Annotated in this window: 8 protein-coding genes; 1 reads left to right on the top strand and 7 read right to left on the bottom strand. The window is 73.0% G+C overall.

The window, feature by feature from the left end; all coding sequences use genetic code 11:
- A partial coding sequence (locus PYV61_RS13475) for an efflux RND transporter periplasmic adaptor subunit (protein WP_275832340.1) occupies positions 1-1,361 on the bottom strand: 1,361 nt, incomplete at its 3' end.
- Positions 1,362-1,619: 258 nt separating this feature from the next.
- Here PYV61_RS13475 and PYV61_RS13470 point away from each other — a divergent pair.
- The gene (locus tag PYV61_RS13470) at positions 1,620-1,994 is read left to right on the top strand and encodes a LysM peptidoglycan-binding domain-containing protein (RefSeq protein ID WP_275832338.1); all 375 of its coding nucleotides are present in this window, start codon (positions 1,620-1,622) and stop codon (positions 1,992-1,994) included.
- A gap of 31 nt (positions 1,995-2,025) precedes the next feature.
- Here PYV61_RS13470 and topA read toward each other — a convergent pair whose 3' ends face one another.
- From topA to PYV61_RS13440, 6 genes are all read right to left on the bottom strand, one after another.
- Positions 2,026-4,437 carry a type I DNA topoisomerase gene (gene topA, locus PYV61_RS13465; protein ID WP_275832336.1) on the bottom strand — a complete coding sequence of 804 codons (2,412 nt, stop codon included), beginning with the start codon at positions 4,435-4,437 and terminating at the stop codon, positions 2,026-2,028.
- 5 nt (positions 4,438-4,442) lie between these two features.
- Positions 4,443-4,919, bottom strand: a complete 477-nt coding sequence (locus PYV61_RS13460) for a hypothetical protein (RefSeq protein ID WP_275832334.1) — start codon at positions 4,917-4,919, stop codon at positions 4,443-4,445.
- Positions 4,916-5,443, bottom strand: a complete 528-nt coding sequence (locus PYV61_RS13455) for a shikimate kinase (RefSeq protein WP_275832332.1) — start codon at positions 5,441-5,443, stop codon at positions 4,916-4,918. Before PYV61_RS13455 ends, PYV61_RS13460 begins: the two co-directional genes overlap by 4 nt.
- Complete coding sequence (gene aroC, locus PYV61_RS13450) at positions 5,440-6,648, bottom strand: chorismate synthase (RefSeq protein ID WP_275832330.1); 1,209 nt, start codon at positions 6,646-6,648, stop codon at positions 5,440-5,442. Before aroC ends, PYV61_RS13455 begins: the two co-directional genes overlap by 4 nt.
- Positions 6,649-6,826: 178 nt before the next feature.
- Positions 6,827-9,319: a hypothetical protein gene (locus tag PYV61_RS13445; protein ID WP_275832328.1), complete on the bottom strand. Its 2,493-nt coding sequence runs from the start codon at positions 9,317-9,319 to the stop codon at positions 6,827-6,829.
- A 25-nt stretch (positions 9,320-9,344) separates the two neighbouring features.
- Positions 9,345-10,873 (bottom strand): secretin N-terminal domain-containing protein (locus PYV61_RS13440; protein ID WP_275832326.1); only part of this gene is annotated, 1,529 nt, incomplete at its 5' end.

Here is a 10,873-nt window from a genome sequence, read left to right as displayed (position 1 = left end):
GCCTTCTGGGCGGCGGGCGCCGACGCCGGCACCGCGGGCGCGGGCGCGCGCGGCGCGCTGTCGCTCGGCCGCGCGGGGGCGGACTCCTTCGGCCGCCCCGGGAGCGCGACCGTCTCCAGCGCCGCGACGTCGGCCGGCGGCGCGAGCAGCACCTCGTCCCTCGGCTCCAGCCCGCGGACGACGACGACCTCGTTGTCGTTCATCGTGCCGGTCTCGATCTCGGCGCGCACCACCGACCCGCCGCGGCGGCGGAACACGAAGGTGCGGCCGCTGTCGGCCTGCACCGCCTCGAGCGGGATGTAGCGCGCGCGCTTGATCGTCGCCGTCTCGACCGCGTTGGCCGTCGTCATGCCGGGGCGCAGCGTGGTGTCGGCCTGCGTGAGCAGCACCTTCACCTCGAAGACCTTGGCGTCGGTGTTCGGGCGCTGCTCGCCGACGTTGGCGACCGCGGTGACCTTGCCGGTCAGCACCTTGGACGGGTCGGAGTCGAGGGTGAGGCGCACCCCCTGCCCGACCGCGAGCTTCCGCACGTCGATCTCGTTCACGTACGTGATCGACTCCATCTGCGTCAGGTCGGGGAGCGTGGCGACCGTCGGGTCCCACGGCGAGACCTGCGAGCCCACGACCTTCTTCCGCCCGTTCCACTCCTTCTGGTAGATCACCATGCCTGGCGCCGGCGCCTTGATCGTGAAGGCCGCGACGACGTCCTGCACCGTCTTCAGCGTGTTCTTCTGGCGGTCGAGGTCCGCGCCGACCTCGCGCATCTTGGCGATCGCCTGCTGCGTCTTGGTCTGGTAGTCGCGCTTCGCCTGGGCCAGCGCGCGGTCGGCCTTCTGCAGGTCGATCTCGGTCTGCCGGCGGACGCTGGGCGCCTCGTACTGCGCCTGCTCCTTGGCGATGCGCTTCTCCTCGAGCGCGAACTCCAGCGTGCGCAGCTCCTCGCGCGCCTTGGAGAGGTTGAGCGTCGAGTCGAGCTGCGCCTGCGTGTACTGCGCGTCGGCCTTCTGCACGGCGAGGCCGACCTCGTTCAGCTTGGAGGCGGCGGCGCCGCGGTCGAGCTCCGCCACCACGTCGCCCTCCTTCACGACCGTCCCCTCGGGGACGAGCGACGCGATCTTGATCGGCTGGAAGAGCTGCGCCTGGGGGAGGTTGCCCGGCCCCTGGATCTGGACCGACTTCACCGCCCGCAGCTCGCCGGTGGTCGTGATCGTGACCTTGAACTCGCCCTCCTTCACCGCGACGACCAGCGGGTCGTCCTCGGTCTCCGAGGCGCCGAGCGTGCGCCAGGTGACGAGGCCGACGGCGACGACGGCGGCGGCGCCCAGGCCGAGGAGGATGGGGCGGGAACGCGGGAGGCGCATCGGAACGCGGGGGGACGGCGGGGGGAGGCCGCTGAGCGTCGCGGCCGACGGCCGCTACGATGGCGCACGGTACGGCGTCGCGAAAGAGCGGCCCGCCCCGTGTTCCGACGCTTCGACACGCGCCGGGCGCCGATGGTTGCGACCGTGGGGCGCCCGGCGAGGGGGTTCCGGCGGGCTGGACGGTCGGCGCCACGGGACCACGGCTTGCAGCCGGGGGCGCCGCACACCCACGGTCACCACGGCACCCACGGAGGAATCATGGCGAACCAGTCCGACTACGCGGCGGCACTCCAGAAGGCGGGCGTCAACGTCTACGGGCTCCAGGTCAGCGGCGCGCAGGTGAGCGGCACCGTCGGCTCGGGCGAGGACCGGCTGAAGGCCGTCTCGGCGATCCAGTCGGTCCAGATGGACGCGCAGGTCAACATCCAGGTGAACGAGGGCTTCGCCGACAAGGGGTCCGGAAACGCGACCGCCGGCCGCACCTACACGGTGAAGGCCGGCGACACGCTCTCGAAGATCGCCAAGGAGGTCTACGGCGACGCCGGGTCGTGGAAGAAGATCCACGAGGCCAACCGGGCCGCGATCCCGAACCCGGACCTGATCCACCCGGGGCAGGAGCTGCAGCTGCCGTGAGGCGGCAGGCGCCGGGGCGAGCCGGCGGCGGTCAGACCGCCACCGGCTCCTCCGCCGCCGGCTCCTCGGCGACGTCCCACTCGTTGGCGCACTTGAGGCACTTGCGGTAGTTCCCGCGCGTCTTGTTCGACTTCGCCTCGGCGCCCTCGTACCCGCACTCGGGGCAGACGTCCTTCACGGGCTTGTCCCAGACCACGAAGTCGCAGTTCGGGTAGTTCTCGCAGCCGTAGAAGATCTTCCCGCGCGCCTTGGAGCGCCGCTGCGAGATGTCGCCGCCGTCCTTGGGGCACTTCACCCCGGTCGGCATGGCGCGGGTGCCGCGGCACTTCGGGAAGCGGCTGCAGCCGAGGAAGTCGCCGCTCTTCCCCTGGCGCAGGTACATCGGCGCGCCGCACTCGGGGCACAGGTACTCGGTGACCACGGGCGGCTTGCGCTCGCCGGTGATCGGCCGCGTGTACTTGCAGGCCTTCGGGTGGTTCTCGCAGGCGACGAACGGGCCGAAGAAGCCGGCCTTCGGCACCAGCCGCCCGCCGTCCTCGGGGCACCGCTCGTTCTCGAGCGCCGACAGGTCGTACGCCTCGGCGATGAGCAGGTTGTCGTCGCCGACGTGCAGCTCCTCCTTGAACGGCTCCCAGAACTCGCGGAGCGCGGTGCGCCAGTCGACGTCCCCGCCCTCGACGCGATCGAGGTCGCCCTCCATGCGCGAGGTGAACTGCACGTCGAAGATGGCCGGGAACTTCTTGACCATCACCTTCTCGACGCTCTCGCCGAGGGGCGTGGGGAAGAAGCGCCGCTGCTCGAGCAGCACGTAGCGGCGGTCGGCGAGCACGCTGATGATCGACGCGTACGTCGACGGGCGGCCGATGCCGAGGCGCTCCAGCTCCTTGACCAGCGAGGCCTCGGAGAAGCGCGGCGGCGGCTGCGTGAAGTGCTGCTGCGGGACGATCGCCTTGACCGGCACCCGCTCCCCCTCGTCGAGCACGGGGAGCGCCTGCTCGTCCTCGAGCGCGACGGCGTCGCCCTCCTCGCGGGCCTCGCGGTAGAGCGCCAGGAAGCCCTGGAACTTCACCACGCTGCCGGTCGCGCGGAACGTGAAGGCGTCCATCGCGAAGTCGACGGTCGTGGTGTCGAAGACGGCGGGGGCCATCTGCGACGCCATGAAGCGCTTCCACACCAGCTCGTAGAGCTTCAGCTGGTCCGGCGAGAGGTACTTGCGCACCAGCTCCGGGCGGCGCGCCGGGTCGGTGGGGCGCACGCCCTCGTGCGCGTCCTGCGCGTTGGTCTGCTTGGTCGTGCCGTAGAGCTGCGGGTCGGGCGCCAGGTAGTCGGCGCCGAACAGCGTGCGCAGGTGCTCGCGCGCCGCCGCGGCCGCGCTCTCGGCGACGCGCGTCGAGTCGGTCCGCATGTACGTGATGAGGCCGACCCCGCCCTCGGGGCCGAGCTCGATCCCCTCGTACAGGTCCTGCGCGAGCCGCATGGTGCGCTTGGAGCCGAAGCCGAGCTTCTTCGCCGCCTCCTGCTGCAGCGTCGAGGTGGTGAACGGCGCCTGCGGGTTCTTCCGACGCTCGCGCCGCTTGACCTCGGTCACCGGGAAGACGTCGCGACCGCGCAGCGCCGCGAGGATCGCGTCGGCCTGCTGCTGGTTCGAGATCTCGGGCTTCTTCCCGTCGACGTGGTGCAGCTTGGCCTGGAACGGGGTGCCGCCCTTCTCCAGCTGCGCGGTGATCGACCAGTACTCGACCGGGACGAACGCGCGGATCTCGCGCTCGCGCTCGACGATGAGGCGGAGCGCCACCGTCTGCACGCGCCCGGCGGAGAGCCCCTTCTTCACGGTCTTCCAGAGGACCGGGCTCGCCTTGTAGCCGACGAGGCGGTCGAGGACGCGCCGCGCCTGCTGCGCGTCGACCTTGTGCGCGTCGATGTCGCGCGGCTCGGCGACGGCCCGCTGGACGGCGTCCTTCGTGATCTCGTGGAAGAGCACGCGCCGGATCGGCACCGCGGGGGCGGCCGAGGCGGCCGCGCTCCGGCGGCGCGCGGGCGGCGCGATGAGCTGGTGCACGTGGTGCGCAATCGCCTCCCCCTCGCGGTCCGGGTCGGTGGCGATCAGCACCTCGCGCGCCTCCTTCGCGGCCGCCTTCAGCTCGGCGATCGTCTTCTCCTTGCCGGCGATCGGCTCGAGCGTGACGTCGAAGTCCTTCTCGGGGTCGACGCCGAGCTTCTTCTCCGGCAGGTCCATGATGTGGCCGACCGTCGCCCGCACCTTGTAGCCGCGGCCGAGGTACTTGCCGATCGTCTTGGCCTTCGCCGGGGACTCGACGATGACGAGCGAGGTGGAGCCCGGCGGCGCCTCCTCCTCGTGCTCGGCCGGCTCGGCCGCGGCGCCGCGGGCGCGCGTCGCCCGCTTGGCCGTCGTCTTCTTGGTCGCTGCCTTCTTGGTGGCCATGATCCTCAGTGTACCGTCGGGGACTCGGCCGGGCCGCCGAACGCGCCGTCGAGCAGCGTGCGGAGGTCGTCGACCGCGATGCGTCCATCTATCTGAACGAGCGCGCGCTCGATCACGTGTTCGAGCTCGGCGACCGACCAGCCGGCGGTCGCGCGGTGCTGCAGCAGCCACGCCCACGCGTCGGGCTCGAAGCGGGCGCGTTCGTGCGGCGCGGCCACGCGGAGCGGCGGCAGGGCCGCCGGCGCGGGGCGCGCGGGTGGGGCGGAGGCGATCGGCGCGGCGGCCGCGGACTCCGCGTCGTCGGCCAGGTGCGGCGCCTGGAAGGCCGCCAGCACCTCGTCGAGCCGCGGGCCGTCGTAGCCGCGGGCGGCCAGGTAGACCCGCACCGCGCGGAGGTCGGCGGCGTCGCGGAACCGCTCGCGCAGCTCGCGCAGCAGGGGCCGGAGCCCCTGGTCGCGCGCCGCCTCGTCCCGGTCCGTCATCCGTCTCCCTCCGCCTCTCGGATCAGCGCCGCCGCGCGGTCGGCGACCTCGGCGGGCGTGCGCCCGTCGGTGTCGATCGTCAGCGCCGCCCCCTCGTAGGCCGCGCCCCGCCGGTCGAGCAGCGCGCGGAGCGCCGCCAGCGGGTCGGCCGCCGCCGCGAGCAATGGGCGTCCGGCGACGCCGTCTCCCATCCTGGCGAGCGCGGCCTCGGGCGCCGTCCTGAGATAGATGATACGCCCGCCCTCCCGCAAAGGTGCCGCCCCGGGGTTGAGCAGCCAGCCGCCCCCCGGCGCGATCACCGCCGGCGCCGACCTCGCGAGCTCGACGGAGAGCTCGGCCTCTCGGACGCGGAAGCCCGCCTCCCCCTCCCGTTCGAAGATGACCGGGATGGGAAGCCCCGCCCTAAGCTCGAGCTCGGCGTCGACGTCCACGAAGGGGCGGCCGAGTCGCGCGGCGAGGAGGGGGCCGACGGTGCTCTTTCCCGAGCCGGGCAGTCCGACGAGGATCACGTGACCGGCGGTCACGCCGGCTCGACCGCGTCGGGCAGCCGCTGGCGGACGTGGGCGACGTACCCCTCGACGTTCCGGCGCAGCTCGCCGAGCGAGTCGCCACCGAACTTCTCGAGGACGGCCTGGGCGAGGACGAAGGCGGCCATGGCCTCCGCGATGACCCCCATCGCCGGGACCGCGGTCACGTCGCTCCGCTCGGCGGCCGCCGCGGCGGGCTCGGCGGAGCGGACGTCGATCGTCTGGAGGGGGCGCATCAGCGTCGAGATCGGCTTCATCGCCACGCGGACCAGCAACGGCTCGCCGTTGGTCATCCCGCCCTCCAGCCCGCCGGCGCGGTTGGTCAGGCGGCGGACGTTGCCCGACCGCTCGCGCCCGGGGGCGAGGGCGATCTCGTCGTGGACGTCGGAGCCGCGGCGGCGCGCCGCCTCGAAGCCGAGTCCGATCTCGACCCCCTTCACGGCCGGGATCGAGAGCATCGCCTGGCCGAGCCGGCCGTCGAGCTTGCGGTCCCAGCTCACGTGGGAGCCCAAGCCGACCGGGAGCCCGGTGGCGACCACCTCGACGATGCCACCGAGGGTGTTGCCGGCCCGCTTGGCCTCGTCGATCCGGCCGACGATCTCCGCCTCCGCCGACGGGTCGAGGACGCGGACCGCGGAGGCGTCGGCGACCGCGTTGACGTCGGGCGGAAGCTCGGCGACCTCGACGTCCACGCCGCCGAGGTGGACGACGTGGCTCCCGATGCGGACGCCCAGCTCGTCGAGCAGGCGGCGGCAGATCGCGCCCGCCGCGACCCGCATGGTGGTCTCGCGGGCGGAGGCGCGCTCTAGGATGTCGCGGGCGTCGGCGCGGTCGTACTTGAGGACGCCGGTGAGGTCGGCGTGCCCGGGGCGGACGCGGGTGAGGGAGCGACGGCGGGGGTCCGGGTCGCCCTCCCGCGGGGCCGGGTCCATCACGTCCTGCCAGTTCTTCCAGTCCGAGTTGCGGACCAGCATGGCGATCGGGCTGCCGACCGTCTCGCCGGCGCGGACGCCGGAGAGGAACTCCGCGCGATCGGTCTCGATCTGCATGCGGCGCCCCCGCCCGTACCCCTGCTGCCGGCGCGCCAGGTCGGCGTCGACGTGCTCCGCGAGGAGCGGCAGCCCGGCGGGGACCCCCTCCAGCACGGCGACGAGCGCCGGGCCGTGGGATTCGCCGGCGGTGGTGAAGTGGAGGGGGGTCATGGCGCGGACGGGCTCGCGGGGGGTCGGCGGGGGCGGGAGGGTCGCAAGGTAACAGCGTCGCGTCCGGCACCACCCCGCGCCGGGCGCGGCCGGCCGGGGGCGGAACGGCGACGGCGCCGGCCCCCGGGGAGGGGCCGGCGCCGGGCGCCGGGTGGGGCAGCCGCGGTCAGCGCGGCGGTCAGCGCGGCGTGCAGCCCGAGGTGAACTGGCGCTCGAGCGGGATCACCACCACCCCGCGGGCCGAGGCGCCGACCAGGACGATCTGGCCGTTGGAGCGGAGCGAGGCCTTGATCGGGCCGACGATCGGGTCGCGGACCTCGATGCTCCCCAGCTTCTGGTAGCAGTAGCTGTCGTAGACCTCGATCTGCGGCGTCATGCTCGCCGAGAAGGCGAGGCGGCGGCCGATGTCGGTCTGGTTCGACCCGGAGCCGGAGTTCTGCGGGTGGAAGTCGAAGCCCGCGTTCGGCCCGCCGGTCGTCTGCATGAGCCCCTGCAGGCGGAGGTTCGGGTCGATGATGTAGGTCGAGTCGCCGCGGATCGCCGAGAGCGCGCCGTCGAAGTTGATGGCGACCCCCTTCACGGTGGCGAAGGTGTTGGCGATGAAGTCGGAGACGTCGCGCGGCCCGGAGACGCCGAGGTCGATGAACGGGATCGCGAAGCGGTATGACCGGCCGCCGATCAGGACGTCCTGGGCGATGCCCGGGTCGGCCTCGTAGCCGATCGCCCGGCTCCCCTTCACCGTGCCGCCCTCGCCGAGGATCGCCCGGGCGAAGTTGCCCGAGTTGCGGACGAAGGTGGTGTCGCGGAAGGCCAGCTTGTCGGGGTCGACCTCGACCGAGAAGGTGCGGGTCGAGCCGTCGGCGGCCGTGATGGTCTGCATGAAGGGGACGAGCGTCACCCGGTCGGCCGGCTGCTCGCACGTCACGGGGAGGCGGTACGACGGGTGGGCCGCGTAGCGCTCGACCTCGAGCGAGTCGGCGCGGCGGACGGCGGTCCCCATCGCCTGCTCGAAGAAGAAGTGCGACGTGCAGGAGGTCAGGCTCTCCCAGCGCACCGTGCCCTTGTTCGGGAACTGGAACGTCTGGCCGGGGGTGGGCGTGGTCGAGTAGACCAGCTTCACGTCGCCGCAGGTGGTGCCGTTGGTGCTGCCGACCTCGCAAGTCGCCGCGAGGTACTGCGGGCGGTCGCTGAAGTCGTAGACCTTGCGGGTCTGGATGATCTCGCCCGTCGTCGCCGACAGCTCGCTCGTGACCGAGTAGGCGATGATGTTCGGCAGCGGGTAGCGGTAGACCTCGAGCCCGAGCCCGTCGCCGCCCAGCTGAACGTAGCTGATGTTCGTGCCGCCCGAGTTGGCGACGAGGAGCGTGTCGCCCGGGGTGCCGACGCGGTTGCGCGGCCAGGGGACGATCCCCCAGGGGCGCGAGCCGACGACGACGGGGCGCTCGAAGGCCTGGCGCGCGAGGCTGAAGACCTCGACCTGGTTGCGGTCGATGTTGGTCAGGTACAGCCGGTCGTAGCGGTTGATGTAGACGCCGTCGGCGAGCAGCCCGCCGCTGGGGAGCGCGCGGGTGGTGCCGGCGACCACGAGCACCGAGTCGACGCGGTCGACGCCCGACGGCAGCTTCGTGTACGACCGGCGGGCCGCCATGTTCGTGGCGAAGGCGCGGACGTAGACGGGCGACGGCAGGTTCGCGAGCGGGACGCGGAAGGTGAAGGTCGTCTCGGCGACGGTGAGCTGGCCGGAGAGGATCGTCGAGTCGGCGACGATCACGCGGCGCTGCACGGTGTCCACGATCTCGTAGCCGAGGACGCGGATGCCGGTCGGGTCGCTGGCGGCGACGCGCACCGTGTCCTGCGTCTCGACGCGGCGGGTGACGCCCGAGCTCACGACCGGGACGCTGTTCACCGCCGTGATCGGCTGCACCGCGAACTGCACCGGGACGCCGGTGGCGCGCTGGCCGAGCGAGTCGATGACGAACGGCGTGACGGTCAGCACGCCCGTCTGCGCGGTGCCCGGGACGGTGACGGTGTCGATCACCGAGACGGAGTCGCGCAGCGGCTCGCGGTAGAACACCGAGTCGGCGGCCGCGAAGCCGGGGCCGGTGGCGACGTAGCCGACGCCGCGCACCTTGAGGCGGGCCGACGCGGCGAGCGAGATGATCCCCGACTTGCCGATGACGAACAGGGAGCCGGGCTGCGGCGCCGTGAGGCGGACGCGCGGCGGCTCGAGGTTGCCGGTGGCGACGCGCACCGAGGCGTCGGGCGCGGCGTTCCCCGCCCCGTCCGTCGCCTCGCCGCTGACGGTCACCTGCGTCCCGGCCGGCGTGCCGGCGGGGACCTTGAAGCTGATGGTCTGGACGAAGCTCGTCACCGCCGAGGAGAAGGCGGTGTCGAGGCCGACGATGGTGGTGTCGCGCCCGATGGGGAGGCGCTGCGTGGCGACGACGCGCACGCGGCGCAGCCCGAGGTTGTCGCGGGCGCTGACCTGCACCGCCACCGCGCTGTCGCTCGCGGCGCCGGCGGCGGCGGCCACGGTGACGGCGGGGGGCGTGCGGTCGCTCTCGGCGCCGCCGGTGATCAGCGACGAGGAGGACTCGCCGCAGGCCGCGAGGGCCGCGGCCAGGGCGAGCGCGCCGGCCGGTCGCACGGCGCGCGTGAGGTGAGAAGCCATGGTGGGCATGCTCGGAGGCCCTCGCTCAGCGGCGCGGCGCCGGGATCGGGGCGGGCTCGCCCTCGTCCAGGATGTGCGGGGTCACCAGGATCAGCAGGTCCTGCTTGCGCTCCTCGGTGCGCGTCTGGCCGAACAGGCGGCCGACGAACGGGAGGTCGACGAGGAACGGGATCCCGGTCTTCACCTTGAAGGTCTTGGTCACCGTCAGCCCGCCGATCGCCGCCGTCTCGCCGTCGCCGACGAGGACGCGGTTCTCGGCCCGCTGCCGGTTGAACACGACGCCGACGTCGGTGGTCGACAGCTGCGCGTCCGAGTTCTCGGCCGACAGGTCGAGCACGATGCGGCGGTTGTTCGTCACCTGCGGCACCACGCTCAGCCGGATGCCCGCCTCCTCGAGGCGGACGGTGGCGCGCGGCGCGTTGTTGCCGAAGCTCGCCGAGCTGGCGTCGATCACCCGGATCGGGACCTGCTGGCCGACGAAGATCTCGGCCGCCCGGTTGTTCAGCGTCACGATGCTCGGCTCCGACTGCACGTCGGCCAGCTCGCTCTGCTGCAGGGCGTTGACGAACGACGTGATCTGGAAGCGCCCGAGGGTCGCCGAGTAGATCAGGTTGAGCGCCGAGGGCTGGAGCGCCGAGTTGGCGTTGGCGAGCGCGGAGAGCGCGTTGCCGCCCAGCGCGACGCGGTCGCCGCCGAAGGGCTCGCCGCCGCCGAGCGCGTCGGGGACGCCGTCGGCGTTGGTGTCGATCGGCTTGCGCGTCGACGGGTCGAGGCGCTGCACCAGCTGCTGGAAGAACTGCTGCGTGCCGGTGCCGAGGTCGTACGAGACGCCGATGTCCTCGAGCCCCGTGCGGTTGACGAAGAGGATCTTCGCCTTGATCGCGACCTGCGGGGTGCGGATGTCGAGCTCGCGGACGCGGGCGATGATCTCGGGGATGTTCGACGGGACGTCGGAGATCAGGAGCTTGTTGGTCGACCGGTCGGCGGTGACGGCGCCGCGGACCACGCAGCCCATCGGCACCCCCTTCTGGTCGCCCTGGTTGCTCGACACCATCTGCGACTGCCCCGGGTTCTTCGCCTGCTGGGCGGCCGCGGCGGCGGCGACGTCGCCCGGCGCGCACTCGCGCGAGAGCAGCGTCTGGACGAGCGGGACGAGCGAGTCGGCCTTGGCGTAGTTGATGTCGATGATGCGGGTCGCGACCGGCTCGGTCGCGCGGTTCGACGCCAGGTTCTTGTAGCTGTCGACCGTGATGATGCCGTTCCCCGAGTCCTCGCTGAGCGCCAGCCCCTGCGAGCGCAGGAGCGCCCGCAGCGCGACGTCCCAGGGCTGGTCCTTGATCTCGGCGGTGATGTTGCCGGTGACCTCGCGGCCGACGATGATCGTGCGCCCCGAGAAGGCCGCGAACGCGGCGACCACGTCGCGGATGTCGGCGTCCTGGTAGGTCACGGTGAGGCGCTGCGCCTCGCGGACCGCCACGGCGGCCGGGCGCCGCGCGGCGAGGGCGTACTCGCGCGGCGGCTCGGCGCGCTGGGCCTCGGTGCGCGCCGTCTCGT

Origin of the sequence: Roseisolibacter sp. H3M3-2 (assembly GCF_029211165.1) — a bacterium.
GTDB lineage: Bacteria > Gemmatimonadota > Gemmatimonadetes > Gemmatimonadales > Gemmatimonadaceae > Roseisolibacter.
This window is presented reverse-complemented; position numbering and strand designations above follow the sequence as displayed.

Coding starts and splice junctions, on each gene's coding strand:
- PYV61_RS13470 (WP_275832338.1), top strand. CDS start 1,620: ATGGCGAACCAGTCCGACTACGCGGCGGCACTCCAGAAGGCGGGCGTC.
- topA (WP_275832336.1), bottom strand. CDS start 4,437: ATGGCCACCAAGAAGGCAGCGACCAAGAAGACGACGGCCAAGCGGGCG.
- PYV61_RS13460 (WP_275832334.1), bottom strand. CDS start 4,919: ATGACGGACCGGGACGAGGCGGCGCGCGACCAGGGGCTCCGGCCCCTG.
- aroC (WP_275832330.1), bottom strand. CDS start 6,648: ATGACCCCCCTCCACTTCACCACCGCCGGCGAATCCCACGGCCCGGCG.
- PYV61_RS13445 (WP_275832328.1), bottom strand. CDS start 9,319: ATGGCTTCTCACCTCACGCGCGCCGTGCGACCGGCCGGCGCGCTCGCC.